The sequence below is a fragment of the Streptomyces sp. KL116D genome (assembly GCF_030766975.1).
Lineage (GTDB): Bacteria > Actinomycetota > Actinomycetes > Streptomycetales > Streptomycetaceae > Streptomyces > Streptomyces longispororuber_A.
The window spans coordinates 137,199-163,595 of record NZ_JASERH010000064.1; the positions used below are offsets into that span (position 1 = coordinate 137,199).

At 72.1% G+C, this 26,397-nt stretch carries 10 protein-coding genes and 18 pseudogenes; 16 read left to right on the forward strand and 12 right to left on the reverse strand.

Annotated elements, in window-relative coordinates:
* Positions 1-313: 313 nt before the first annotated feature.
* From RBJ77_RS26680 to RBJ77_RS26700, 5 genes and pseudogenes are all read left to right on the forward strand, one after another.
* Complete coding sequence (locus RBJ77_RS26680) at positions 314-907, forward strand: MFS transporter (protein ID WP_372347361.1); 594 nt, start codon at positions 314-316, stop codon at positions 905-907.
* Between the two features lie 338 nt (positions 908-1,245).
* Entirely contained in the window at positions 1,246-1,677 is a 432-nt protein-coding gene (locus tag RBJ77_RS26685) for a hypothetical protein (protein ID WP_372347362.1), read from the forward strand.
* Complete coding sequence (locus tag RBJ77_RS26690; RefSeq protein WP_372347363.1) at positions 1,667-1,891, forward strand: hypothetical protein; 225 nt, start codon at positions 1,667-1,669, stop codon at positions 1,889-1,891. The genes RBJ77_RS26685 and RBJ77_RS26690 overlap by 11 nt, the downstream gene beginning before the upstream one ends.
* Before the next feature lie 140 nt (positions 1,892-2,031).
* A pseudogene (locus tag RBJ77_RS26695) lies at positions 2,032-2,885 on the forward strand (oxygenase MpaB family protein); the annotation flags it as partial.
* A gap of 48 nt (positions 2,886-2,933) precedes the next feature.
* Positions 2,934-3,433 (forward strand): annotated as a pseudogene (locus RBJ77_RS26700) (GNAT family N-acetyltransferase).
* Between the two features lie 878 nt (positions 3,434-4,311).
* On the opposite strand, the gene RBJ77_RS26705 reads toward RBJ77_RS26700, so the two are convergent.
* The 3 genes and pseudogenes from RBJ77_RS26705 to RBJ77_RS26715 all read right to left on the reverse strand — a co-directional run bounded on the left by RBJ77_RS26705 (position 4,312) and on the right by RBJ77_RS26715 (position 5,892).
* Complete coding sequence (locus RBJ77_RS26705; RefSeq protein ID WP_372347423.1) at positions 4,312-4,689, reverse strand: Type 1 glutamine amidotransferase-like domain-containing protein; 378 nt, start codon at positions 4,687-4,689, stop codon at positions 4,312-4,314.
* 200 nt (positions 4,690-4,889) lie between these two features.
* Complete coding sequence (locus RBJ77_RS26710; RefSeq protein WP_372347424.1) at positions 4,890-5,024, reverse strand: Type 1 glutamine amidotransferase-like domain-containing protein; 135 nt, start codon at positions 5,022-5,024, stop codon at positions 4,890-4,892.
* A gap of 44 nt (positions 5,025-5,068) precedes the next feature.
* Positions 5,069-5,892, reverse strand: a pseudogene (locus tag RBJ77_RS26715) (IclR family transcriptional regulator).
* 128 nt (positions 5,893-6,020) lie between these two features.
* On the opposite strand from RBJ77_RS26715, the pseudogene RBJ77_RS26720 reads away from it, so the two are divergent.
* The 7 pseudogenes from RBJ77_RS26720 to RBJ77_RS26750 form a co-directional block, all read left to right on the forward strand.
* A pseudogene (locus RBJ77_RS26720) lies at positions 6,021-6,961 on the forward strand (DUF1177 family protein); the annotation flags it as partial.
* 55 nt (positions 6,962-7,016) lie between these two features.
* A pseudogene (locus RBJ77_RS26725) lies at positions 7,017-8,384 on the forward strand (cytosine permease); the annotation flags it as partial.
* Between the two features lie 16 nt (positions 8,385-8,400).
* Positions 8,401-9,695 (forward strand): annotated as a pseudogene (locus tag RBJ77_RS26730) (M20/M25/M40 family metallo-hydrolase); the annotation flags it as partial.
* A gap of 34 nt (positions 9,696-9,729) precedes the next feature.
* Positions 9,730-10,392, forward strand: a pseudogene (locus RBJ77_RS26735) (class I SAM-dependent methyltransferase).
* Between the two features lie 350 nt (positions 10,393-10,742).
* Positions 10,743-11,434 (forward strand): annotated as a pseudogene (locus RBJ77_RS26740) (N-acetylmuramoyl-L-alanine amidase); the annotation flags it as partial.
* 125 nt (positions 11,435-11,559) lie between these two features.
* Positions 11,560-12,422 (forward strand): annotated as a pseudogene (locus RBJ77_RS26745) (DUF5336 domain-containing protein).
* A 115-nt stretch (positions 12,423-12,537) separates the two neighbouring features.
* Positions 12,538-13,542: pseudogene (locus tag RBJ77_RS26750) on the forward strand (LLM class F420-dependent oxidoreductase).
* A 277-nt stretch (positions 13,543-13,819) separates the two neighbouring features.
* Here the strand turns inward: RBJ77_RS26750 and RBJ77_RS26755 are convergent.
* The 5 genes and pseudogenes from RBJ77_RS26755 to RBJ77_RS26775 form a co-directional block, all read right to left on the reverse strand.
* A complete protein-coding gene (locus tag RBJ77_RS26755; protein ID WP_372347364.1) occupies positions 13,820-14,176 on the reverse strand; it encodes a hypothetical protein in 357 nt (118 codons plus the stop codon).
* 126 nt (positions 14,177-14,302) lie between these two features.
* Positions 14,303-16,186, reverse strand: a complete 1,884-nt coding sequence (locus tag RBJ77_RS26760; protein WP_372347365.1) for a VWA domain-containing protein — start codon at positions 16,184-16,186, stop codon at positions 14,303-14,305.
* A gap of 37 nt (positions 16,187-16,223) precedes the next feature.
* Positions 16,224-16,412 (reverse strand): hypothetical protein, encoded by a 189-nt coding sequence (locus RBJ77_RS26765; RefSeq protein ID WP_372347366.1) that lies wholly within the window; start codon positions 16,410-16,412, stop codon positions 16,224-16,226.
* A gap of 543 nt (positions 16,413-16,955) precedes the next feature.
* A complete protein-coding gene (locus RBJ77_RS26770) occupies positions 16,956-17,204 on the reverse strand; it encodes a hypothetical protein (RefSeq protein WP_372347367.1) in 249 nt (82 codons plus the stop codon).
* Between the two features lie 105 nt (positions 17,205-17,309).
* Positions 17,310-17,859: pseudogene (locus RBJ77_RS26775) on the reverse strand (hypothetical protein).
* Between the two features lie 152 nt (positions 17,860-18,011).
* Between RBJ77_RS26775 and RBJ77_RS26780 the strand changes: the two are divergent.
* Positions 18,012-18,310: pseudogene (locus RBJ77_RS26780) on the forward strand (hypothetical protein).
* 49 nt (positions 18,311-18,359) lie between these two features.
* Here RBJ77_RS26780 and RBJ77_RS26785 read toward each other — a convergent pair.
* From RBJ77_RS26785 to RBJ77_RS26795, 3 pseudogenes are all read right to left on the reverse strand, one after another.
* Positions 18,360-19,426, reverse strand: a pseudogene (locus RBJ77_RS26785) (prenyltransferase).
* 43 nt (positions 19,427-19,469) lie between these two features.
* Positions 19,470-20,183: pseudogene (locus RBJ77_RS26790) on the reverse strand (class I SAM-dependent methyltransferase); the annotation flags it as partial.
* A gap of 270 nt (positions 20,184-20,453) precedes the next feature.
* Positions 20,454-20,738 (reverse strand): annotated as a pseudogene (locus RBJ77_RS26795) (glycosyltransferase family 1 protein); the annotation flags it as partial.
* On the opposite strand from RBJ77_RS26795, the gene RBJ77_RS26800 reads away from it, so the two are divergent.
* The gene (locus RBJ77_RS26800) at positions 20,631-20,942 is read left to right on the forward strand and encodes a hypothetical protein (RefSeq protein ID WP_372347368.1); all 312 of its coding nucleotides are present in this window, start codon (positions 20,631-20,633) and stop codon (positions 20,940-20,942) included. The pseudogene RBJ77_RS26795 and the gene RBJ77_RS26800 sit on opposite strands and share 108 nt — an antisense overlap.
* A gap of 729 nt (positions 20,943-21,671) precedes the next feature.
* Positions 21,672-22,484: pseudogene (locus RBJ77_RS26805) on the forward strand (TetR family transcriptional regulator).
* Between the two features lie 186 nt (positions 22,485-22,670).
* Here the strand turns inward: RBJ77_RS26805 and RBJ77_RS26810 are convergent.
* Positions 22,671-24,142: pseudogene (locus RBJ77_RS26810) on the reverse strand (aldehyde dehydrogenase family protein); the annotation flags it as partial.
* Positions 24,143-24,927: 785 nt separating this feature from the next.
* On the opposite strand from RBJ77_RS26810, the pseudogene RBJ77_RS26815 reads away from it, so the two are divergent.
* Positions 24,928-25,969, forward strand: a pseudogene (locus tag RBJ77_RS26815) (MBL fold metallo-hydrolase).
* Positions 25,970-26,397 lie beyond the last annotated feature (428 nt).

Consider the following 26,397-nt stretch of genomic DNA (forward strand, 5'->3'; position numbering starts at 1 on the left):
AGGGTCCGGCCCGCGTAATGAAAAGGTCAAGGTTGCCGCTCGTACGACGATCGTCGGAATAGTCGCCCGAGGAAACAGGTTCGACCTACACGAAACCTGCCCGCACGCCGCCGTGCACAGACCCCCGAACCTGCCTTCCGGAGGCCTCCCTGATGCCCCAGCCGACGACCACAGACCGCCGAACCGGCGCGCGTCGTCCCCATCCTCGCCTTCGCCGGCATCGTCGTGGCGGTGATGCAGACCCTGCTCGTCCCGGTCATCAAGGACCTGCCCGAGCTGCTCGGCACCGCCCCCTCGAACGCCACTCTGGGTGATGACCGCCACCCTCCTCGCCGGCGCCGTCTCCACCCCGATCATGGGCCGCCTCGGCGACCTCGCCGGCAAGCGCCGGATGCTGCTCACCAGCCTCGCGATCATGGTCGTCGGCTCGCTGGTCTGCGGATTCATCGGACAACCTGCTCGTGATGATCGTCGGCCGTGCGCTGCAGGGCTCGCCATGGGCGCGATCCCGCTCGGCATCGGCCTGATGCGCGACATGCTGCCGCGCGAGAAGCTCGGCTCGGCGATGGCCCTGATGTCCTCCTCCATCGGCGTCGGCGGCGGTCTCGCGCTGCCGCTGGCCGCGCTCGTCGCCCAGCACGCCGACTGGCACGCGCTGTTCTTCGGCGCGGCGGACTCGGCGTCCGGTCGATCGTCCTCACCCTGGTCTTCGTCCCGGAGAGCCGCTGCGCGCGCAGGGCACGTTCGACGTGGCCGGCGCCCTCGGCCTCCCCTCGGCCTGGTCCTCTTCCTGCTGCCGATCACCAAGGGCAGCGACTGGGGCTGGGGTCGGGCACCACGCTCGGCCTGTGTCACGCCGCGGCGCTCGTCGTGCTCCTCGGCTGGGGCGCGATGGAGCTGCGCCTGATGGCGCCGCTGGTCGACCTGCGCACCACGGCCCGCCGCGAGGTGCTCTCACCAACCTCGCGTCGATCATGGTGGGCGTCGCCTTCTACGCGATCTCCTGGTCCTCCCCCAGCTGCTCAGCTGCCGTCCGCCACCGGCCACGGCCTCGGCCAGTCGATGGTCGTCGCGGGTCTGTGCGTGGCGCCGCTGGGCCTGACGATGATAGCTCACGGCGCCGGTCTACGCCCGCCTGTCCGCGGAGTTTCGGCCCGCAGGTCACGCTGATCCTCGGCATGCTGATCATCGCGATCGGCTACGGCGCGGGCCTCGGCCTGATGAGCGCCGCCTGGCGAGACGATCGTGATCTCGGTGGTCGTGGGCGCGGGCATCGGCCTCGCCTACTCCTCGCTCCCCGCGCTGATCATCACGCGCGCGGTCGACCCGTCCGAGACGGGCGCGGCCAACGGCCTCAACACCCTGATGCGGTCGATCGGCACCTCGGTGTCGTCGGCGGTCATCGGCATGGTCCTGGCCAACACCGCGCACCAGGCGCACGGCGTGGCCGTCCCCACGATGCACGGCTTCCACATCTCGTTCCTGATCGCCACCGCCGCGAGTCGCGGTGGGCGTCCTGCTCGCCGTCTTCCTGCCGAAGCGCAGCACGGCCCCGCCGGACAGCTGCGGGCCAGCAGCGAGAGGAGCGCCAACCTGGCCCGCGCCGAGGAGCTGCTCGCCGCCTTCCGCGGCCGGGTCCTCGACCCGGCGGGCGCTCCCGTGGCCCGTGCCAGGTGACCCTGATCGACCGTCGCGGCCGCCAGGCGGGCGCGGCCCTCACGGACGCCGACGGCGGCCCTACGCGCTCACGGTCCCGACGGGCGGCTCGTACGTCCTCGCGGCCACGGCCTCCGGCCACGCGCCGCGCGCCTCGGCCGCCACGCACCACGGCGAGGACCGGGCGGTCGACGTGGACCTGGCCCTGGAGGCGCTCGCCGAATCGGTCCGGTAGGGCGGCCGGCGGAGCTGCGGGCAGCTCGGTCGGTCCCGACGAGGAGACGCGTCGCGCACAGGTGTGCGACGCGTCTTTCCTTGTCCGGCGGCTCCCGATACCGTGCCGAGCCGACGGCCGAGCAGAGGGGGACGATCGCAGTGCGGCGATACGACTGGTTACGGCGGATCCACCGGCTCGACCCCGATCGGGACTACCACGAGATCTACGGGATCAGCACGGCCCACGAGTTCCCCTGGGACTTCATGCAGGCCCTCGGGTTCGCCCTGTACCGCACGTACGCCGTGCCGAGCATCGGCCGGCTCCTCGCCGGGACGGGCGAGTTCACCGGGCGGCCGCAGAAACGCTACGACGACACGGTGCTCATCCTCGACGCCATCGGCGAGCACGGCATGGAGTCCGAGCAGGGCGCACCGCGATCCGCCGGATGAACCAGATGCACCGCGCCTACGACATCCCCGACGACGACCTCCGCTACGTCCTGGCCACGTTCGTCGTCGTCCCCAAGCGCTGGATCGACGACTACGGCTGGCGGAAGCTGTCCCCGCACGAGGTGCGGGCGAGCACCAACTACTACCGGGCGCTGGGACGACGCATGAACATCTCCGGCATCGGAGACCTACGCCGGGTTCGAGACGCTCATGGACGACTACGAGCGCCGCCACTTCGCCTACGACAAGGGCGCGTTCGCGGTGTCGGAGGCGACCCTCGACCTGATGGCGTCCTTCTACTCCCGGCCCGTTCCGCGCGGCGATGCGCACGGCGTCCCTGTGCCTGATGGACCGCCGCTGCGCGCCGCGTTCGGCTACCAGGACCCGCCCGGCGCCGTCCAGGAGCGGTCCGCGGCGGGATGCGGCTGCGCGGCCGGTTCGTCCGGCTGCTGCCGCCCGCCGCACGCCGCACCACGCCCGCGAGAGCCGCAACGTGCGGGGCTATCCGAACGGCTACTAAGGTGGCCGACCTCGGCACGTTCCCGAACGGCGCGGGCTGCCCGCGCGGAAACTCGAAGGACAAGCCAGGCCGGACAGTAGCCTCGCCCGTCATGAGCTGGCTGCCCGACGACTTCGTCCACCCGTCCACGTCCCGTGCCCGGCACGGCACTGCACCTCCGCCCGATCCGGGAGGCGGACGCCCGATCGACCATCCGCCGTGATGGGCTCCCGCGAGCGCCTGTGGAGATCTTCGGCCCCGCCTGGGCTGGCCGCCGAGACGATGAGCTACGAGGCGGACCGGGTCGACCTGCTGCGGCACGAGATAGCGAGATCGCCGCGCACCAGTCGTTCAACTACGCGCTCTGGACGAGGACGAGACCGCCCTCCTCGGCTGCGTGTACATCGACCCGCCCGAGCGCGCCGTGCGCCGACGGCGAGATCTCCTGGTGGGTGGTGGACGACCTCGTGGGCAGCGAGAGCAGTGAGCGCGCGCGGTCGACGCGCTGGTCCCGCGCTGGATCGCCGCCGACTGGCCGTTCCGGCAGCCCCTGGGCTCATCGGCCGCGACATCGGCTGGCAGGACTGGCTGGCGCTGCCGCAGCTCCCGTAAGCGCGTCCCTGGCACGCCCTTGGCCCGTCCCTGCACGTCCTTGCCGGGCCACGGCAGCCGGTGTCCCGCGCAGACCGCCGCGGGGCCTCGTGTCCTGCCGTTGCCCCGCGCGGACAATGAGGCCGAGCGGACGATGACGACACGGACGAGGGCCACGGCGCAGAGCACGCGGCCGAGGAGGAGCGGCGCGGACCGGCGGTCGGCGGGCGGGTGCGGAGCACCGGCGTCGCGCTGATCCTGGCGTCCCTCGCGGCGGCGGTGCTCGGCGCCCTCGCGTTCGCGGTGTGGCTGCCCCACGACCGGGAGCGCTACCAGGCCTACGGCGCGGCCCCTGTCGTGCCAGGCGCACGCGCCGCGGCTGGACTGCTCGAGCATCTGGCACCTCACCGTCGTGGACGTGGTCGACGAGAGCTCGGGCAAGACTCAGCCGGCACGAGGCGACGCTGAAGGACGGCGACGCGTGGCGGGGCGAGGTCGACTTCGGCGACCCCGGCCCGCTCCTGGAGCGGCTGCGGAAGGACGACCGGGTCACCGCGACCGCCGGCGCGGCGAGATCATGGCGCTCGACAAGCGACGGCGTCCGGCAGAACACCTCCGAGGCGCGCGCGCGACGAGCTCCAGATGAACGCCGCGCTGGGCACGGGCGCCGCGCTGCTCGCCGTGCAGACCTTCGTGCTCGGTGCGGTGCGCGCTCGGCCAGGCCGCGCGATCCGGCCCCTTCACCTGGGACCGGTACGGCGCGCGGCTGTTCTTCACGATCCTCGCCGTCACCTTCGGGGTGGGACTGCCCGCCGTGTGCTGGGCATCCCGTGGTGGATCGTGCCGTCGTCGCGGTGCCCGTCGCGCTGGGCGCGGCGGTGCACTGGTACCGCAGGCCGTCAGCGCCGGCGTCGAACCCGGCTCTGAGCCGAGGAGCTCGGACACGTCGGCGCCGACCGGAGTTCGCGCGGCCCGGCGCCGCGGCGGAACAGCCGGGCCGGGCGCCCGCCCTCCACCGTGGCGCGCTCCCCGTCGACCCGCAGCCACGAGCCCTCCCGGAGCCGAGCACCGGCACGTCGTTCTCCTCCAGGAACTCGGTGAGCCGCTCCTCGCGGGTCTCGCCCTTGTGCGTGGAGGACGGATCCGGGTCGAGGTAGTGCGGGTTGATCTGGAGGGGACCAGGCCCAGCGTCGCGAAGGACGGGGCTGCACGATCGGCATGTCGTTGGTCGTGCGCAGCGTCGGCGCGGCCATGTTGGTGCCCGCGCTGGCGCCCATGTACGGCAGACCGGCCCCCACCGCCTTGATCAGGGCGTCCGCAGACCCGTGCGGTACAGCGCGCTCAGCAGCCGGAAGGAGTTGCCGCCCCGATGAACACGGCGTCCGCGGAGGCCAGTCGGGCCAGCGGGTCGCCGCCCTCGTGGACGCCGTGCACCTCGATCCCGGCGCCCTCCAGCGCGCGCGCGCACTTCGCCGTGTCAGGCGTCGTGGTCGGCGAGCGCGTACGGCACGAACGCGAGGCGGGCCTGCGGCGGCAGGAAGCCGGTGACGGTGTCGAGGGCGTGCTCCAGGTAACCCCGGCCGTACTGGGTGGAGTTGGAGAGCAGCAGCAGATCTCACGACGGGGTCGCTCCTATCAACGGGCGGTGCGGGTGGGTCAGTCGGTGGCGCGGGCGCGGCGGGTGCGCTGCGGCGGATGGGTGAGGCGGCGCTCCAGGAGCCGGGCGGCCCGGCGCAGCGCGTCGAGGCGACTGTCGGGCCCGTCGGGAAGCGCGCCTCTGGCGGCGCCGAGGCTGAGGCTCCCGTACGGCTCGCGGCCGAGCGAAGACGGGGACGGCGACGGTGCCGATCCCGGCGTCGTACTCGCCGACCGTCCACGCGTACCCCTGCGCCCGGATGGCGAGGAACTCCCGCTCCAGCTCATCCGGTCTCGGTCTGCGTGCGTGCGCTCCGTGAAGCGGGCCATGGGGCGGCCCCGGAAGAGGCGGTGGCGCTGCTCGTCGGGGAGGAACGCGTAGTACGACTTGCTGGTGGCGCCCGCGTGCGCCGGGTACAGCTCGCCGACCAGCGGGTAGTAGCGCAGCGGTCCTTCCTCGCCCTCGACGGCGGCCACGCACCGCATGTGGAAGTTGTCGGGGAGGCAGGACTAGGACCGTGCCGCCGGTCGCGGCGCGCAGCTCCTCCAGGACCGGTCCGGCGAGCAGTTCCAGCGGGCCCGAGCGCTCCCAGAGCCGGCCGAGCGCAGCACCGCCGGGCCGATCCGGTACCGCCGCGTCGCCGGGTCGGAGACCAGGAAGCCGCGTCCGGCCAGCGTCGACAGCAGCGCTGCGCGACCGACGTGTCCCAGCCGAACTCGGCGGCGACCTCCGTCACGCCCCAGTCGGGGCGCGTCCGCTCGAAGGCCAGCAGCGCGAGCAGGGCCCGGTCGACGGTCTGCAGCGCGCCGGCCGGGGTCTTCCGGTCGAGCGGGATCTCCGGCACGCCATCTCACCATCCAGACCTGAATTGCAATAACGGGAAACAGTTGCCGACAACGCTATCCGATCCCGAATCTGCTGTCAGCACCGGTGGAAACCGCGACCGGGCGCAGCGCAGTGAGAGGGACCCGCATGTTGAAGTACGTCCTCGACGTCGTCGAGCTGCTGGACGACCCCGATGCCGACGGCAAGCGCGCCGTCGCCTATCTCGACTCGGTCGCGGGCCCTGAGGGCTCGGGCGCCGAGGTCACCACCGTCGACGGCGAGCGCGGGTCCACCGACTTCGTGCTGCGTCCGCATCCGCCAGGGCCGCAGCCGCGGCGGCAGCGCCCGCACGCTCGGTGTCGTCGGCCGCCTCGGCGGGGTCGGCGCCCGGCCCGAGATGACCGGCCTGGTCTCCGACGCGGACGGCGCCGCCGCCGCGCTCGCGACCGCCGCCAAGCTCCTCGACATGCGCCGCCGCGGCGACGTGCTCGACGGGGACGTGGTCGTCGCCACGCACGTCTGCCCGGACGCGCCGACCGCGCCGCACGACCCGGTCCCGTTCATGGACTCGCCGGTCGACATCGCCACGATGAACCGGCACGAGGTGACCGAGGACATGGAGGCCGTGCTCTCCATCGACACCTCACCAAGGGCAACCGCATCATCAACCACAAGGGCCTCGCCCTGTCCCCCACCGTGAAGGAGGGTGGTGCTGCGGTGAGCGAGCAGCTCGGCGAGCTGCTCGCCGTCGTCACCGGTGAGCCGTTGGTCACGTACCCCGTGCACCACGCAGGACATCACCCCGTACGGTAACGGTGCACACCACATCACTTCGATCCTGCAGCCGGCCACGGCGACCGCCGCCCCGGTCGCCGCCTCGCGGTCACTCTCGGCCGCCGCGGTCGGCTGCCAGACCGGCAGCAGCCAGCCACGCGACGACATCGCGGCCGCGGCATCCGGTCCTGCCGTCAGATGACCGCGCAGGCCTCCCTGGCGGCGGGCGCCTCCCTTGACTTCCACGACGCCGCGGAGTTCGACGCTCCCGCGTGAGCCGCCACGGCATCGCTTCGCGCCCACCTCGGCAGTCCTCGGCGGCGCACCACGGATGCCGCGACGCCATGGCCACTCGCACAGCAGAAGAACGTGGGCAGCGACGACCACGCGCCGTCCAGAGTCCGGGACAAGCGGCTCGGCTTCTGGACGATGCTGCTCCAGTGGCTCGCCCAGTCGGGGTCCATCTCGCAGCTTTCACGCTGGGCGCCACCATCGGCGTCGGCATGACCTTCGGCGACGCCTTCCTCGCCTCTCACACTGGGCGCGGTCATCCTCGAAGTCGTGATCTTCCTGATCGGCATGGCGGGCATGCGCGAGGGGCTCGCGACGCCGCTGCTGACCCGCTGGGTCGGCTTCGGGCGCAACGGCTCGGCGCTCGTCAGCTTCGTCATCGCGGTCAGCCTGGTGGGCTGGTTCGGCGTACAGAACACGATCTTCGGCAACAGCGTCTCGTCGCTCAGTCGGCGGCCCTGTCGTACCGGGCTGCGTGCGTCGTCGCGGGCCTGGCCATCACGGTCCTGGTCATCTTCGGCTCGCGCTACATGGCGATCTCAGCGAAGATCGTGACGCCCCTCTCTTCGCGATGGTCGCTCTGGTCCGTGATCGACGCGCTCGGCGTGAGCACTCGCTCGGCGACCTCGATCTGCTCCCGCCGCCCGGCCAGGCCATATCCCGCTCTCGGTCGCCGCGACCGCCATCGCGGGCGGCTGCATGACGGGCGCGATCGTCGCCCCGGAGATGACCCGCGACAACAAGAAGGGCAGCCACGTCTTCCCGCAGAGACGCGCGTCCTCGGCGATCCTCTCCGAGCGGCGATCGTCGGCCGACCGGCGTGCTCCTCGGCCACATGAAGTCAAGAGCACCGAGGTCTCGCAGATCGTGCTCTCCACGTCCGGCGTCTTCGGCGTCCTCTGCTCGTCCTGATGTCGACCGCGAAGATCAACGACTGGAACCTGTACGGCTCCTCGCTCGGCGTCGTCAACTTCTTCCAGGCCAGTCTTCAAGAAGCGCCTGCGCGCGGCGCCGTCACCATCGCCCTCGGCATCGCGGGCACCGTCCTGTCGGCGGTCGGCATCATGACCCACTTCACCGACTTCCTGACGGTCCTCGGCGTGGCCATATCCCGCCCACCGGCGGCATCGTCGTCGCCGCCGAGTACCGCGGTGCGCGCCGGATGCGCAAGCCGCTCGATCGACGACCCGGAGGCGGGCACGCCGCCCACCATACGCCTCCACTCCGGGTGCCGATGTCCCCGTCGTCATCTGGGCCGCGGCCTTCTGCGTCGGCAAGTTCTACGACGGCAGGCATCCCGGCCCTGAACTCCCTCGCCACCGCGTCCGTCCTCTTGGCTACCGTGCTCGGCCTGCTCGGCTGGGTCAGGACGTGTACGGCACCACCACCCTGGCGGACGACGAGGACGCGCTCCCCGCCGCCGCCGAGCAGACCCCCGTAGGAGCGGTGCACGACCACCCTTGCTTCCGAGGACGCCCAGCGCGAGGTCGTCGAGCTCTGCGCGCCGAGCTGATCCGCTTCGACACGTCGAACCCGACGAGCGACGAGCGGCCTGCGCCGCTGGGTCGAGGGCCGGCTGGCCGAGGCCGGCATCGCGTCCGAGTTCGTCGAGAGCGCGCCCGGCTCGGGCCAGCGCGTCATCGCCCGTATCGAGGGCGCCGACCGCTCGCGCTGGTGCGCCCGCTCGTCCACGGTCACCTGACGTCGTCCCGGCCGACGCGGCCGAGTGGCAGGTGCCGCCGTTCTCCGGCGATATCCGCGACGGCTACTCCTGTGGGCCGCGGCGCCATCGACATGAAGGACACGGTCGCCGTGATGCTGGCGACCGCCCGGCACTTCGCGCGGACGGGCACGAAGCCGTCCGCGACCTGCGCTCGCGTTCCTCGCGGACGAGGAAGCAGGGGCAAGTTCGGCGCGCCTGGCTCGTCGAGCACCGGCCCGACCTGTTCGAGGGCGTCACCGAGGCGATCGGCGAGGGCGGCGGCTTCTCGTACGCGCTCGACGACACCCGGCGCCTCTACCCGATCGAGAACGCGCAGCGCGGCATGGCCTGATGGAGCTGACCGCGAACGGCCGGGCCGGGCACGGATCGTCGCCGAACGACGAGAACGCCGTCACGGACCTCGCCGAGTCCTCACCCGCATCGGCCGCCACACGTTCCCCGTCCGTCTCATCGAGCCGGTGCGCGCCCTGCTCCAGGAGGCCGCCGACCTCAAGGGCGTGAAGCTCGACTTCGAGGCGGAGGACCTGACGCCGAACTGGCTAGCTGGGTCACGTCGCCGACTTCATGCAGGTGGTGCTCCGCAACTCCGCGAACCCGACCATGTTCACGGCCGGCTACCAGACGAACGTGATCCCGGGAAGGCGACGGCCCGCGTCGACGGCCGCTTCCTGCCCGGCCACGAGCAGGAACTCGTCGACACCATCGACGCGTTGCTCCTCCCGTCCATGTCTCCCGCGCGTGGGTCAACCACGACATCGCCATGGAGACGACGTTCGACGGCCCGCTCGTCGACGCCATGTGCGACGCGGTGCGCGCCGAGGACCCGGACGGCCACCGGTCCCGTACTGCAACCCGGGCGGCACCGACGCCAAGGCCTTCACCTAAGCTGGGCATCCGCTGCTTCGGCTTCAAGGGCCTGAAGCTGCCGGCCGACCTCGACTACGGGCGCCTCTTCCACGGCGTCGACGAGCGGGTCCCGCTGGAGGGCTGCGCTTCGCGCGGGTGATGACGCCCGGCTGTGGCAGGGCTGCTGAGCGGCCGGCCGGCGGCGTACGGCAGCATGTGGGCATGACCACGACCAGCGCCCGTCCCGCCGCCGACGTCCTCGCCGCCTTCGAGAACGCCAAGGGTTCATGCCCCTCGGCGAGGGCCTCGCGCTGTACGCCGCCGCGGTCGAGGCCGCGGCGCTCGGGCTGCCACTCCTGGAGGTCGGCACGTACCGCGGCCGCTCGACGATCCTGCTCGCCGACGCCGCCCGGGCCGCCGGGGTCACGGCCCTGACCGTGGACCACCACCGGGGCAGCGAGGAGCGAGCAGCCGGGCTGGGACTTCCACGACCCGGAGACCGTCGACCCGGCCGTCGGGCGCATGGACACACTGCCCACCTTCCGGCTGCACGCTGCACGCGGCGGGCCTGGAGGACCACGCGGTGGCACTGGTCGGAAGGTCCCCGCAGGTCGCCAAGGTGTGGGGCGGCAGGCTCGGCCTCGTCTTCATCGACGGCGGCCACACCGACGAGCACGCCACCGCCGACTACGAGGGCTGGGCCCCGCACGTCGCCGACGGCGGGCTGCTCCTCATCCACGACGTGTTCCCCGTCAAGCGTACGACGAGTGGACGGGACAGGCCCCGTACCGCGTGTACCAGCGGGCACTCGCGTCCGGGGCGTTCACCGAGGTCTCGGTGTGCGACTCGTTGCGCGTCCTGCGCCGAACGGGCGCGGGGATCTGAGGGCGCGGTTAGGCTCGCCTGGTGTCGTACGACGGTCCGGATCCCGATGGCTTTGATGACTACTACAACAACCTCGCGAACTCCGCACGTCCGTCTGAACTGGCGGCCGATGCTGATCGCCTCGCCGCGCTCGTCCCGACGAGCGCTCGCCGCGTGGCTGATCTGGCAGGTCGTGAGCGGTCCGGCCGAGAGCGAACCGCCGAAGGTGCTGCTCGGCCCCCGGTCAGTCGTCGACGTCGTCGGCGGCGTCGGCCGTCGCCGTCGGACGCGAAGGAGCCGAGCGCGTCGCCGCGCGCGCCGAAGTCGTCCGCGTCTCGCCGTCGAAGTCCGCGCCGAAGAAGTCGTCGAAGCCCGCGGGGGCGGCTCAGGGACCGCTCGCGGGCAAGGTCGTCGTCATCGACCCGGGTCACAATCCGGGTAACTTTCGGCACCCGGCCGATATCAATCGCAGCGTGAACGTGGGCAACGGCTCCACGAGTGCGACACCACCGGGACGTCCACCAACGCCGGTTACACGGAAGCCCAGTTCACTCTGGACGTGGCACGCCGCATGAAGGTCATCCTCGAACAGCAGGGCGCCACCGTGCAGTTGACGCAGAACGGTGACCGGGCCTGGGGCCCCTGCGTCGACGAGCGGGCGGATCGGCAACAGCGCCGAGGCCGATGCCGTGGTCTCGGTCCACGCGGACGGTTCCGCCGCGGGCAACCGCGGCTTCCATGTGATCCTTCCCGCATCCGTGCACGCGGGCGCCGCGGACACCCGTCCGATCGTCGCCTCCTCGCGCGACTCTCGGCGAGCGGGTCGCGGGCAAGTTCCTCCAGGTCACGGGCAGCCCCCGTCAGAACTACATCGGCGGCGGCACCGGCCTGGACACCCGTAGTGACTCTGGGCGGACTCAATCTGTCGAAGGTTCCCAAGGTCTTCGTCGAATGTGGCAACATGCGGGACTCCCAGGACGCGGGCCGGCTGACCTCCGGCTCCTGGCGGCAGAAGGCGGCTCAGGGCCTGTCTGAGGGAATCGTGAGTTTCCTGCGCGGGTGACCGTCACGCTATGGATCTCGGCAGACACCTCCAGTCGGCGGACGATAGTGTCCTCCGTACGATGAGGGCCACCCCGTGCTTGGCGCCGCCTCCTCCGAAGACGAGACGACTGAGAAGGACCTGAAGTGAATATCCGCTCCCTCACTCGAGGCGACGGCGTGGTGATCGGAGCAGCGGTGTTGCTGTTCATCGCCTCGTTCCTCGATATCTACTCCGCCGACGACGCTCCGGACAGCGTCGACTTCCCGAACGCGTGGGAAAGCGGCCCGATCCTGATGAGCGTCGTCCTCTCGGGGATCATCGGAGCCGTCCTCATCGTGGTGGCCCGCGGTCTGCCGCAGCCGCGCAAGGTCGCCGGTCTCGACCTCGGCCAGTTCGGCGTCGCCGCCACGGTGTTCGCCGCGTGGGGCGCGCTCGCCAACATCTTCGACCCGTTCAGCGGCGTCAACAACCTCGGCGGTTCGAGCGACTCCGGTGTCGACGCCGGCATCGGCCTCATCCTCGCCCTCATCGCCACGCTGGTCATGGCCGCCGCGGCCGTCGCCACCCCCCTGGTCCCCGCCCTCAAGGCGGGCCCTCGTCGGTGCGCCGCGTCCGCAGCAGCCGCAGCCGTACGGCGGGCAGCCGCAGGGTGGTTACGGGTACCCGGGCGCCCAGCAGCCCGGCCCCGGCCAGCCGTACGGTGCCCAGCCCGGCCAGCCCGGCCCGGGCCAGCCCTACGGCGGTCAGCCGCAGCAGGGCGCCGCTCCGGCGCCGCGGCAGCCGTCGCAGGGCGGGCAGCCGGGTGCGGCGGACTTCTCGCCGTTCTGGTTCGCCGTGCCGGTGCCGCGCCCGCTGTACGCGGAGGACGGCTCGCCGTCGCCGATCGCCGAACTGGCGCCCGGCACCTGGTACTTGGCCGTCGAGCAGCGCGGTCCCGGCCTGGTCGCCAGACGCAGGGCGGCCGTCGCGGCGTCCTCAGGACACCACCGGCATCCAGCGCGGCTGACGCGCCCGCCGAGCCGCAGAGGCCCCTCGCCCGTCTTCCGGGCGAGGGGCGCTTTCGCGTGCAGTCCCTCGGAGAAACAGACCTGACGCACCGTCAGTTGACCTGGAGGGCGCGCATGCGGCTAGGAAGTCGCACTCGGCTACTGCGCGGCGAACCCGGACCACCTCCAACTGGTGCGCGACGCGGAGGAGTTGGGCTACGACTCGGTCTGACCGCGGAATCGTGGGGCAGCGACGCGTTCACCCCGCTCACCTGGTTCGCCGCGCACACGTCCCGGATCCGGCTGGGCACCGCCATCGCGCAGATGGCCGCCCTGCTCCCCACCACGACCGCCATGCACGCGCTCACCCTCGACCATCTGTCGGGCGGGCGGATGATGCTCGGGCTCGGCCTGTGCCCGGGCCGCAGGTCGTCGAGGGCTGGTACGGGCGGCCGTTCCCGAAGTCGCCGCTGACGGCCACCCGCGAGTACGTCGACGTCGTGCGGCAGGTGCTGCGGCGCGAGGGGCCGGTGGAGGTCGAGGGCCGGTTCCACTCCCATCCGTACCGGGGCGAGGACGGACCGGGCTCGGCAAGGCGCTGAAGCCGATCACCCACCGCTGCGCGCCGATCTGCCGCTGCTGCTCGGCGCCGAGGGCCCGAAGAACATCGCGCAGACCACGCGGATCGCCGACGGCTGGCTGCCGCTGTACTGGTCGCCGACCCGGACCGACGTCTACGAGGCGTCCCTCACCGATCTTCGCGACGATTTCATGATCGCGCCGATGGCCCGTGCCAAGGTCTGCGACGACGTCGCCGAGGGGCTGCTGCCCGTCAAGGCGATGCTCGGCTTCTACATCGGCGGCATGGGACACGCGACCCGCAACTTCCACGCCGACCTGATGGCACGGATGGGGTACGAGGCCGAGGCGCGGCACATCCAGGAGCGCTGTTCGCCGAGGGGCGCGCGAGGAGGCGGTGCTCGCCGTGCCGGACGCGTTCGCCGACGAGATCTCGCTCGTCGGCCCGCGGCAGCGGATCGCCGAGCGCCTCGACCTGTGGCGCAGGGGCCGGTGACGGACCTGCTGGTCCTGTCGCCCGACCCCCACACCCTCAAGGTGCTGGCCGGGCTCAACGCGTGAGCCGGGCCGCCCGTCTCAGCGGAATATGGCCACCGCGTCCAGCGTGAGCTCGCCCGCCGCCGGGTTCCAGGCGCGTACCTTGCCGAGGCAGCGCGCCCGGAACTCGCCCGTGTAGTAGTCCTCGTTCTTCAGCTCCTCGGCGATGCCCTCCTTGAAACAGGTGACTCTTGACCTTGGCGCCGGAGTCCCGGCCGCCGTACGGGGCGTACAGGATGACGTCGTGGTCGGGCGTCTCGGTGGCGGTGAAGCGGCCCGTGACTCGAGACGAACTCGGTGGTCACCCTGGACAGGGGAACCGGCGACCCGGCGCCCGCCTGCCCCTCCTCGGCGTCCTCGGCGTCCTCGGTGAGCACGTGCGCGAGGCGCCGGGTGGGGTCAGCCGGCCGGTGGTCAGGTCCACGTCGACGACGTTGTCCTCCTTGCGGAGGGTGTCCATCAGCAGCCGGATGACCGTGATGGGCGTGATCTCCTTCAGATACGTGGTGAGCGTCTCCCGCGTCGTTGAGCCATCCAACTGGGCCCTCCACGACCGGGGACTCTGGCCTTGGCGCCGATGCCGACGACTGGTCTTCGTCGACTCGGCGACCTCCTGTTCCATGGCCGCCAGGAAGCCGCTGGACTTGTAGAGGTTCATGATGCGCTGCTCGTGGAGGTAGAAGCACAGGCCGGGGATGGTGCCCCGGTTCGGGGCCCTGGCCGCGGCGCGCGCCGAGCGCGCGGGCCGCCGCGTACCGGACGACGACCAGGCAGAGCGCGGCGGTCACGCACCACAGGGCCATCTCGGGCCAGAGCCACAGGCTCCACCACGTACGGTCAAAGACACCCACGGATCTCCTTGAAGGCGTCGGAGAGGGAGGAGGACGGGGCGGCGGCGACGGTGCGGCCGCCGGTGTCCCAGGGCCGCGCGGCGCAGTGCAGCCGTGTCGGCCTCGCCGATCGGGACCGGGTACGTCGGGGTCCGGGGCTGCCCGGCGGCGCGGGCCGTGAACTCGGCATAGCTGATGCCCGCGTTGCTGGCGCCGTCCGTCATCAGGACGATCGCGACGGGACGGCCGGGGTCCTCGGCGAGGGAGCGGGCCGCGACGGCGCGGCCGTGGTCCAGGGCCGACCAGACGGCCGTGGCGTTCGCGAAGTCGCCGCGCGCCACGAGGGAGTCGAGCGCGTCCAGGTCCCGCCGCCCGCGGACCGTGACCGTGCGCTCGTCGAGCACCGTGCCGCCGAACCGCACCACCGTGATCCGCTCGCCCCGGTAGAAGCGGGCGAACTTGCCCGAGGCCGTCCGGTCGGCGCCGCTGAGTCCGGCGAACGCGGAGCGCAGCGCGGCGATCCGCGTGCCCCGCATGGACGTGGAGAAGTCCAGCAGGAAGACGATGTGGTCGGAGGTGGCGCCGCGGGCCGGGTCGCCGTAGTCCGCGAGCAGCCGGTCGACGACGGAACGCCGGTCGGGGTAGGACAGGGCGTTGCCGATCGGCGCCCTCAGCTCGCGCACCCGCGGCAGGTCCTGGCCGGCCGGGCGGCGCCACGTGGTCCGCATCAGCCGCTGCTGCACGTCGGCGCCGAGCAGCCAGTCGACGACCTTGCGGTAGGCGTCGTGCCGGGCCGGGTCGAGCAGCAGCAGCGGGAAGTCGGACAGGACCGTGCCGTCCTCGGGCCGGACGATGGTCAGCGGGTGTGCGAGGCGGCCCGCGGCGTTGAGGGCGAGCAGTTCGTTCTCGTGGGCGATGAGCGCGTCGGCGCGGTCGGGCCGACGGACGTAGGCGTCGATCAGGTCGGCGGTCGTGGGTCCCGTCATCACCTGGCCCGACTTGAACCCGCGCAGCCGGTCGCAGGACACGTCCTGGACGCGCAGGGCGCTCGCCGGTGCCGGCCGCCGCGGTGGCGACGCCGACGAGGGCGGCGCGGCCGGTGTCGCTGCGCCGGGGGTCCGGCATCCCGAAGCGGAGCGCGCCGTCGGCGGCGGCGTCGGCGAGGTCGGCCCAGGTCGGCGGCCGCCGCCGGTGCGGGCCCGCAGCCTGCGGGCCGCGTCGGCGTCGACTCCGACGACGACCGGCGAGCGCATGATCGTGGTGGACTCGGGGCGGGCCCCGCCCTGCCGGGCCGCCTGGCGGGCGAGCAGGAAGGAGCGGTCGGAGGCGGGCCACGCCAGATCGTAGGAGGCACGGTCGGTGAGGTCGGGGGTGGCGGTGTAGTCGATGTCGAGGGTGACACCGGTGTCGTGCGCGAGATCCTTCAACAGGGGCCGCACATCGGCGAGTTCGGGCCCGGCCAGGACCCTCAGGGTCACCTTGTCCGGGCCGCCGGAGCAGCCGCCCGCCGCCAGTACCGCGCACGCCAGGAGGAGCATGCAGACGGCGAGCGGGCCGTTCCTGCCCCTCGCGGCGGCCGCGTCCCGCTCACTTCTGCGTCTCCTGCTGCGCTTCCTTCGGTACGGGCGGGCAGTTGCCGACCCGGTTGATGATGCGCTCCAGGTCGTCCAGGTGCGGGGGCGTCGACCTTGGTCCGGTCGGGATTCGGCGTGGGGACCTGTGATGCCGCGCGAGCGCAGGTAGTCGTTGAGCTGCCCGCTGGTGCCCGTCTCGCCGGAGAAGCGGACCCGGAAGCCCAGCTCGATGGCCCGTCGGCGCAGTTCGGGGTCGCTCTCCATGAGGTCGGTGAGCTCGTTCCCCTGTCGTCGATCGCGATCAGCTCGGGCTCGGTGAGGGCCTGCGGCGTGGGTGGTAGAGCAGCACCCGGCTGGTGTCCTGCTCGTGGTGCCGGCGCTGGTGGGAGACCTGGTGGGCCAGGTACTGGTGCTCGTAGATGAGGGAGACCGGCGCGATGTTCTCGCCCTCGTCCGAGAAGTAGCTGTCGGCCTGCTCGTCCGCGGCCATGCCCTGGAGGTTGATGAGGGCTTGATGTCGTCGGCGACGGCGAGGACCGGGTCACCGGCCGCCTCGGGGCGGGTGCGGGGCTGGGTGCCGGGGGCCTGGTTCCCGTTGCGGACGAAGGCGACGAGGCTGAGGTAGGTGCCCGCCGAGTTGGACTCGCAGACGCTGGAGGTGCGCACCAGGACGCGGCCGCTGCTGCTGCGGCCGCGGGCCACCTCGTCGTAGCCGATGTCGTTCCAGGTCCTGCGGGCCTCGATCCGTTCGAGGAACGCGTCCATGCGCAGGTCGTAGTAGAGGGTGGGCCACCGCCCGGCGCCTTCTGCGGGGTCGCGACCCCGGCGCGCACGAGGGTCTGGGCGTAGTCCCGAACGTCCGAGCACGAGCGGGGTCACGAACGGCCGGGCCGTGCGCATCGAGCGAGCCTCGCGGGCCATGACCAGCTCTCGCCGCCGGCTGCCCCGACGGGAACACCACGTCCATGCCCTCGAAGGACTGCTCGGCGATGCCGCGCGAGCGAGCCGGTGGATGTCGACGCGATGCCGTGCTTCAGCAGCAGGCGCTGGACCTCGGGGTCCTTGAAGTAGTCCGACTTGAGGCCATCTTGGCCTCGATGACGTCGATGCGGTCGAAGGGCCGCAGCGCGTTGCCCGTGACGGTGAGCGCGACGAGGCCGGCGACGGCCAGCGGCGTGGCTACCAGGATGTGCCACGGGTGACGTCGCCGCCCCCGCGCGCGCCGCGTGGCGAGCCGGGGCTCCGTGACGGTGATGGGCGGTGCTGTGCCGTGGTCGGCCACCGGACTCTCCTGCCTCTCCCGGGGGCAGGATCATCAGGGACCACAGCGAACGGCGTGCGGCGGAGCGGCGAACTCCAGGCGAACCACCCGTCACGAGACGGGAGGTCAACTCCCGTCAACTCCCCTCAGGAGCCGGCGAGTTGGGAGTGCCGACGGCACCTTGTCCGTCACTGTGGCACCGGCGCTCTTCCCGGCGCGTCCTTGACGTTGTTGATGATGTCGTCGAACGACGAGGAGACCGAGTCGACGCCGTCGCCCTTGCGCAGCTTGCTCGGCAGGTCCTTCAGGGACTCGATGCCGGCCGCGAGCGGTGCGACCGCCTTGGAGAGCGTCGGGTCGCCCTCGGCGTTCTTCTACGGCGGCCTTCAGCCGGCTGTACGTGAAGGCGCCCGCGACACCGGCCTTGATCAGGGCGAACTTTCACGGCCGTCGGCGCCGTTCTTGAACTTGCCCGCGCGCCACGGCTTCACTGATCCACTGGTAGCTGGTCCCCGGCCGCGAGCCCGGCGTTCGCCCGACGAACCGGGTCTCCGCGAACTTCTGCCGCTCGGCGGAGCTGGTCGCCGTCGGGCTGGCGGCCGCGTCGCTGTCGTCTCCGCCGCACGCCGTGGTTCCGGCTGAGCAGGGCGCCGCACAGGAGGACGGCCACGACCATGCGGCGTACGGGCTGGGCGAAACTGGGTCACCACGGGTACCTCCGGGGCGGCTGGGGCTGCACTTCCGCACGCGTCACCCTGAGGTCGGGCGCTGCGCCACCCGGGCGAGCCCGTCCGTGTTTCCCGGCGAAATCCGGGACAACCGAAATACATGTCTCCGAACCGGCACTACAGAGGCACCAACGAAGCAGCCCGCGTCATCATGATCGTCGCGGACGTCCTGGCCGTGATCCTCGGACTGTGGATCCTGATGTACCTACTGGACGCGAACCGGGGCAACGACCTCGTGCAGTTCGTCCACGACGCGGCGAGCTGGCTGGCCGGCTGGTCCCACGACCTCTTCACGTCCGACGAGGCGTGGGCGCGGGTGGTCGCCGGCTACGGCGCTCGCGGCCGTCGCTCTACCTGTTCGTCGGGCACGCCGTGGCGAACAGGATGCGCAGGTACTGACGAGCCAGGCCCCACTCGGCGAGAAGCTCTCTCCCGCAACCGAGCGGAGCTACACGCAGCAATCCGGTTCGACGCCGGACGGGAGCAGCTCCGCCGAACACTCCGGCACGTCGCGTCGTCCCCGCCCAGCGCCGCCACGGCGAGCAGCACCGATCCGCGGTCCACGTCGTGAGTTCCTCGGGCCACACGGCCCGGTCCTCGAAGACGTAGCCGGTCCAGTAGAGGCCGGTCCGCGATCCCTCAGGTGCTGGATGTCCTGGAGGATCGTGAGGGCACGGCCGGACTCGCCCATCGCCCAGAGGGCGAGGGCGAGTCGGCGCTCTCGCCGCCTCGTCACCCACGGGTTGGGTGCACGACACAGCGCACCCCTGAGCCCGCACGACGAGAACTTCTCCCAGTCGGCCTCGATCCGGTCCTCGCCCCGGCGCCGCGCAGCGCGCCGCCGAGCACCGTAGTACCAGTCCATCAGTAGTGGCGGTTCTTGTCGAGGAACCGCTCGGGGTGGCGCCGGATGGCGTGCCCACGCGCGCCGAGCGCCAACTCCCAGTCGCTGCGGGATTCGACCGCGTCGGCGATGGCGAGTGCGCAGCCCAGCGCGTGGTGGATCGACGAACTGCCGGTCAGCGCAGCGCGTCGTCGACGCGTCCCGTCCGCCTCGCGCTTCCAGCCGATCTGGCCGCCGGGCTGCTGCAGCGAGCACCCACTCGACGGCCGACCGCACCGTCGGCCACATCCGGTCGAGGAACGCCTCGTCCCCCGTCGACAGTAGTGGTGCCAGACGCCCACGGCGACGTACGCGACGAAGTTGGACTCGCGGCCGCGGTCCGTGACGTCGCCGGCGTCGCCGTCCTGGTAGGCGGCGTACCAGGACCCGTCGTCGTTCTGGTGCCGGCCGAGCCAGTCGTAGGCGCGCTCGGCGGCCTCGTGCTCGCCGGCCACGTCGAGCGCCATCGCGGCCTCGGTGTGGTCCCACGGGTCGAGGTGGTGGCCGCGGAACCAGGGTATGGCTCCGCCGGAGCGCTGCACGGCGAGCAGCCCGCGAATCGTCTGTGCGGCCTGATCGGCCGTCAGGACGCCTGGGAGGACGAGGAGTTCGGTCCGCTCCGGACTGCTCACGCAGCGCCCGCTGGCATCGCTTCTTCGGCTGGTTCGGCAGGTGCGGCAGGTGCGGCTTCGTGGCGTACGCGACGAAGCTCTTGCCGACGACCGGGTTGAGCAGCTGCTCGGCGACCCGGGTCAGGGCGGGCTTCTTCATGATGTCCCAGACCAGGAGCTTGTGGTACGCCTTGACCGGCAGCGCCTTGTCGTTGTCGACGCCGAACGCGCACTTGAGCCACCAGTACGGCGAGTGCAGCGCGTGGGCGCGGTGGGTGCCGTACGGCTTGAGGCCGCCTCGCGCATCCGGCCGAGCAGCTCATCGGCCTTGCTAGATGCGTGGATGTGGCCGCCCTCGACCTCGTGGTACGCGTCGGAGAGCGCCCAGCAGACCTTCTCGGGTCCGTAGCGCGGGACGGTGACAGCGGCGATGCGGCCGCCCGGCTTGAGGACGCGCACCATCTCGGCGAGCACACCCTTGTCGTCGGGGATGTGCTCCATCACCTCACTGATGATGACGACGTCGAACGACTCGTCGGGGAAGGGGAGTTGGAGCGCGTCGCCCTCCATGGCCGTCGCGGTGGCGCCCTGCGGGGGCCTCGCCGGCCTCCTTCATGGCGGCGAACCACTGGCGACCCGGCGATCTCCTCGGCGTTCTGGTCGAGCGCGACGACCTGCGCCCCGCGCCGGTAGCACTCGAAGGCGTGCCGTCCGGCCCCGCACCCGAGATCGAGTACGCGGTCGCCCGCGGCGAGCGGAAGCGGGTGAAGTCGACGGTCCGCGCGTGGCCCTGCTTTCCTGAGCGGCTTTCCTGGTGAGGTCGTACGTGAGGTGGGGGCGGCGGAGCGCCGCGGCGCGACGTCCATGGCCGCGCGGTACAGCTCGGCGGTGCTCCCCGGGCGGCGCGCGCCCACGATGAAGCGCTCCAGGACCCGGGCGCGGCCCGCGGCGCCGAGTCCGGCCCGCAGCTCGCGCCGCGAGGAGCCGCTCTCAGGCCCGCGGCGAGGGCGCCCGCGTCACCGGTCGGCACGGCCAGGCAGGTCTCCCCGTCCGGCCCGGCGACCTCGGGATCGTCGCCGCCGGTGGTGGCGACGAGCGGGGTGCCGGTGGCCATGGCCTCGCGGCGGGCAGCGAGAAGCCTTCGTAGAGGGAGGGCACGCACGCGACCTGCGCGGACCGCACCAGGTCGACGAGCTCCTGGTCGGTGATGCCCTGACGAGACCGGATGGCGCCTTCCAGGCGCCGCTACCGCTCGATGGCCGCGGCTGACCGGGCCGTCCTCGGCGCGCTTGCCGACGACGACGAGGTGCGCGTCCGGGTGCTCGGCCCGCACCCGGCGAGCGCCTCGACGAGGAAGACGAGTCCCTTGAGGACGTCGGCGCTGGAGGTCGTCACGATCCGGCCGGGCACCTCCGCCACGGCGGGATCCGGCGAGAAGAGATCGCGTGTCGGCGCCGACGTGGACGACGCTGATCCGGTCCCGGCGCACTCCGAGGTGGTCGGCGATCTCGTCGCGCGAGGTGCCGGAGACGCGTGAGCACGGACGGCAGCCGGCGCGCGACGCGCTTCTGCATCCGCGTGAACGCGTACCAGCGGCGCTTGGACATCCGCTGCTGCCAGCTCTCGGCGGCGTCCAGCTCAGCTGCCGGTCCACCGTGATGGGGTGGTGGATGGTGGTGACGAGGGGCGCGCCCAGGGCGTCGCGAGCCGCCCAACAGCCCGTACCCGAGCGTCTGGTTGTCGTGCACGACGTCGAACCGGGCCGCGCCGGGCGCGCAGATGGCGGCGGGCGCGCAGCGAGAAGGCGTCAGCGGCTCCGAATCCGCCGGTCCACATCGTCCCGACTTCCAGCGCGTCGATCCAGTCGCGGTACTCGTCGCGCTTCGGCGTGCGAAGGGGTCGGGTGGCTGCGGTACAGGTCGAGGCTGGGCAGCTCGGTGAGCGAGAGCCCGCCAGCTCCTCGCCCTCGTCGAGCACGGGGTACGGCGCTGGGCGCCGAGTGACTCCACGCGGTGCCCGAGACGGGCCAGCTCACGGGAGAGGTGCCGTACGTACACGCCTTTGGCCACCGCAGAACGGGTTGCCCTCTGTACGTGAGGAGAGCGATGCGCAACGACTCCGCGGTCACTCCAGGCCACCTTCTCTCCTGCTTGCCCGTGGACATGACCCCTGCTGCCCGTGGACACCACGTGGGGACGCTAATCTAGAACAAGCTTCAGACTTGATCGTTCAATGAGGATCGAATCTACCGGCAGGTAGCCAGCCTGTGACAGGTGGATCAGGTGATTCACGCCACGGCTGGGACGACGGGACACGGAAGCGAACAGATGACTGCTCCGGACGCGAGAAACTCCTCCGCCCTCGACACGCGCTCACGGAGCGGCAGGAGGCCAGGCGCCGCGGATCCTGCACGCGAGCGCCCAGCTGGCGGCGCGCGGCGGCTTCGACGCGGTGCAGATGCGGGAGAGATCGCGGAGTCGTCCCAGGTCGCCCTCGGCACGCTGTACCGCTATTTCCCGAGCAAGGTGCACCTGCTGGTCGCCACCATGCAGGACCAGCTCCAGCTACATGCACACCACGGTCCGCAAGCGCCCGCCGTCCGCCGCCTCGCCGGGCGAAAGGTCGCCGAGTTCAGCTGACGCGCGCCTTCCGCGCCCTGCAGCGCGAGCCGCACCTCGCGGATCGCGACGGTGCGCGCCCTGACGTTCGCGGACCGCAGCGTCAGCCCGAGGTCGACCAGGCTCTCCCGGCGGACGACGGCGATCATCCTGGACGCGATGGAACTGGACGCCGACGCCCGAGCGGCTCTCCATGCGTCCGGGTCATCGAGCACACCCGGGCACTCGGCCCTCGATCACCGCTCTCGGGCCGGCATCGATCGCACAGGCTAAAGATCGACATCGAAACGGTCTGCCGCTCTGATCGACTCCTCACAGCTCCCCGAATCGGCAAAGAGAGCCCTCCGGCGATTGAGGAGCGGGGCCCGGGGCGGAGCTCCCGAGAGCGCGCGCACCGTCGCAGCGTGTGCGTCAATCTCCGGCGGAAGACGACCTCGAATCGGCCGCCAGCGCCAGCGTGATCGCTCGACGGGACACCCTCCGCCGCCGCGAGAACTTCTCAGCCTGCGCGCGACGTCCGCTCTGTCCGGGTGGGACTGCCGCCGAGTCGAGGCGGAACGCACCGGCGCGTGTTCACGCGCATGCTCTCGACCGATGTGCACATCGCTCCGGTCGACCTCACGCGCCACCGTCCCCATGCTCAGCCTCCAACCGGCCGGCAGGTGGATCATCTTGTGCTCCAGGTACGCGCCGAGCTTCTCGCCCGAACTCCCGGCCACGCCGCTGCTCTTGTAGCCGCCGAAGGGGCCGAGCATGTCGAGGCTGAAGGTGTTCACGTTGTAGGTGCCGGTGCGCTCTGCCGCGCGACGCCGATGCCGTGCGCGACGTCGGAGGTCCAGACGCTGCCGCTGAGCCCGTGGTCGGAGTCGTTGGCGATACCTTCAGGGCCTCGGTCTCGTCCCCGTACGGAGCAGGCAGATCGACCGGGCGCGAAGATCTCTCTCGCGGGCGATCCGCATGCTGTTGGTGACGCCGCCGAACAGCGCCGGTTCTCGACGTACGCAGCGCGCTGCTGCAGACCCCTTCGGCACGCCGCCGCCGAGCTGCAGCGACGTCTTGGCGCCTCTCCTCCGGCCGATGCGGATGTAGTCGAGGTTGCGCTGCTGCTGGCGCCGGGCGACGAGCGGGCCGACCTGGGTGGCGGGCCCGTCTGAGCGTCGACCGACGACGAGGGCGGAGGCGGCCGCGTGACATCGCCTCGGCGAGCTCGTCGTAGCGGGAGCGGGGCAGCAGGATGCGGGTCTGGGCGACGCAGGCCTGGCCGTTGTTCATCCAGGCGGCCGGGACGTCGCCCGCGACGGTCGACTCGGCGTCCGCGTCCGGCAGCACGACGGCCGCCGACTTGCCGCCCAGCTCAGGGTCACGCGCGTGAGGTTGCGGGCCGCCACCTCCATGACGCGCTTGCCCGCGCCGACGGAGCCGGTGAAGGAGATCTTGTCGATGCCCGGGTGCCCGACCAGGTACTCGCTGACCTCGCGGTCGGCGGGGAGGATGGAGAGCACGCCCTCCGGCAGCCCGGCCTCCTGGGCGATCTCGCCGAGGAGAGGCACGCGCCGTGCGACTCGGGCGACGGCTTGCGACGACAGGTGCAGCCGGCAAGCAGCGCGGGCGCGAGCGTGGCGGCGGCGACAGGCTGCGGGACGTTCCAGGGCACCACGGCCGCGACGACGCCGACCGGTTCGCGGCGCACGAGCAGCTTGCCGAGGGCGCCGTCGCGCGTCTCCCGCTGACGTGAAGTCGCGGGCGACGCTGATCGCCGAGTCCCAGACCATCATCGCGCCGAGCGCCTGGGCGAGGACGGACCAGGAGTACGCGGAGCCGCTCTCCTGCAGAGCATGTATCCTGGCGACGCTCTCGCGGCGGCGGCGGCTGGCGTCCTTGATCCGCGACGACGGCAGATCCGCTCGCTCGAGGGTCGTCCGCGGCCAGGGAGCCCGTCGTCGAAGGCGCGGCGGGCCACGGCGACGGCCGCCGACTGCCGGCGGGCGCGGCGTGCGGCACCCGCCCGAAGACTTCTCGCCGGTGTGCGAGACGGCCTCGATGACGTCCTTGCCGAGTGGGATCGCCATCTCCCGCCGATGAACAGCTAATGTCCGTGTTCCACGAAGAGCTCGGGCATGGTAGGACTTCCGCTTCCGTGAGGCGTCCTGCGTACGGTTTCTGACGGTGTCGCAGACTGATACCAGTCTCGGTCGATGCGGAAGGCGACGGGCGCGGCATAGGGTGCGGGATGATTCCCGGGCCGATCCGCACCGAGCGCCTGACCCTCAGCTGCACGCTGGAGGTCGCGCACGCCGACGCGCTGGCGGCCGTGCTTCTCGCCGACCCCGCGCTCTACGCCTTCACCGGCGGCGAGCCCCGACCGCCGCGGCGCTGCAGGGTCCGGTTGCACGCCCGGCAGGTGGCGAGGCCCGCCCGACGGCACCGACCGGCTCAGCGTGGTGCGCGTGGCCACACGGAGGACGCAGGGGACGCGCAGGCCCGCTGGCCGGGTACGTGCAGCGCCACGGTCACGGCGGGGCGCACGGCCGAGGCCGCCTGGGTCGTGTCGCCTGGCAGGGCCGCATCGTGCGTCGCGCGGGAGGCGGCGCTCGGCAGCGGCACGGTAGGCGGGCCGGGCACGGGACGAGGGAGCTCACCGCGCACATCCACTCCGGACCACCACGCGTCGGCGGCGGCGCCCGCGCGCTCGGTCTCGACGCGCCGGCGCATGGCGCTCCTCGCGACGCCGACGGGAGATCTACCTGGACCGGACAGACGGTCGGCCCGGGCGACCATTGAAACAGTTCTACAAGTTCCATTACAGTGACGAGTTCGGCGCGCGACGTCAGGCGTCCAGGCGTCCAGGTGCCTTGGCGATCGAGAGGCGGCCCGATATGGCAGAAGGCGACAGAGGCGACGCAGGTGAAATCCGATCGCGGCGGCGGCGTGCGGAGCATCCGCGTGCTCGATCCCCGACAACCCCCTCGGGTAAGCACCTGGTCTACCTCCTCGACACCGACGCGCCCCGTGCCGTCGTCGACACCGGCTGGGACGACCCGACGTCCTGGGACGCCCTCGCCGCGGCGCCTGACCGCGCGCGGCACCTCGAGCCACCGACCTCACGGGCGCGTCCTGATCACCCATCACACCGGACCACCACGGCCTGTCGGCGAAGGTGCGGAGGCGTCCGCGCGTGGATCGCGATGCACGAGGCCGCATCGCCGCGGCGGTGCGGCGCACCCGGAGAACGCCCCGCCCGCCGGTACGCCTACATGGCGGCGGTGAAGCCGACGGCGGCTTCGGCGCCCCGACGACGTGATTGCACGTCGCCTGCCGCTGCTCAGCCGCCCGTAGACGCGGGCCGCCTGCGCGCCGTCTGGTCGGCCTCGCGCGCGCTGCCGACCGCACATCACCCCCGGCGACCTGCTCGATCTGCCGGGCCGCAGCTGCGCGCGATCTCGACGCCCGCCACACGGCCACGTCTGCCTCCACCTCGAAGAGGACCACTCGCCCAACTCCCGGGCAACGGACGGCTGTTCAGCGGCGACCACGTCCGCCGGCATCAGCCGCACATCGGCTCCTGTACGAGGACCCCGACGACGCCACCGTCACCGATCCGCTCGGCGACTCGCCTCGACTCCCTGGAGCGCGCCGGCAGCGTCTCGCGCCGAGGTCCTCCCAGCCCACCAGCGCACACCTTCACCGACGCCCCGGCCCGCGTACAGGAGTCGTGCTCGACCACCACGAGTCCGCCTCACCGATCTGCTCGCCTGCTGGCGACGCCCTCACGCCCTGGCAGCTCGCGGAACGGATGGAGTGGAACCGCCCCTGGGCCGACATCCCCTACGGCTCCGGAACATCGCGGTCTCCGAGGCGGAGGCCTCATCTGCGCAGGCTGGTGAAGTCGGGGCGGGCGGAGGCGGTGACCGGCAGCGATCCGGTGACGTACGCGGCGGTCTCCTGAGCGGGACGGCGGGGACGGGCGGCCGGTTCGCGAAGGCCGGGAGTCCGTCGGGGCCGTACGGCAGGCGGTCGGGGCGCGGGCCGTGGCGGCCCGTGCGATCCCTTCGGCACGGCGGCGGATCTTTGCCGAGCGTAGATGGTCCGGGTGTCGGCGCAGGCGTATGGTCTGGGCTCTCAGGGCTCTCACGAGCCGGAACGACAGCGGGCGGCCGCCGATGGCGCCGGACGAGGCTGTGTCGGCTGTACGGGGAAGCTGGTCGTCGGCACGCGTGGGGCCGGTGGTCCGGGTGAGGTGCTGGTACGGGTCAGGGCGGACCGAGACCTTTCTCGCGTACTCCGACGAACCCCTGGAACGGGGCTCCACCGTGCTCGTGATCGAGTCCCTGCGGGAGCCGGCAGGTCGTGAGTCACGGCCTGGGCCGATCCCTG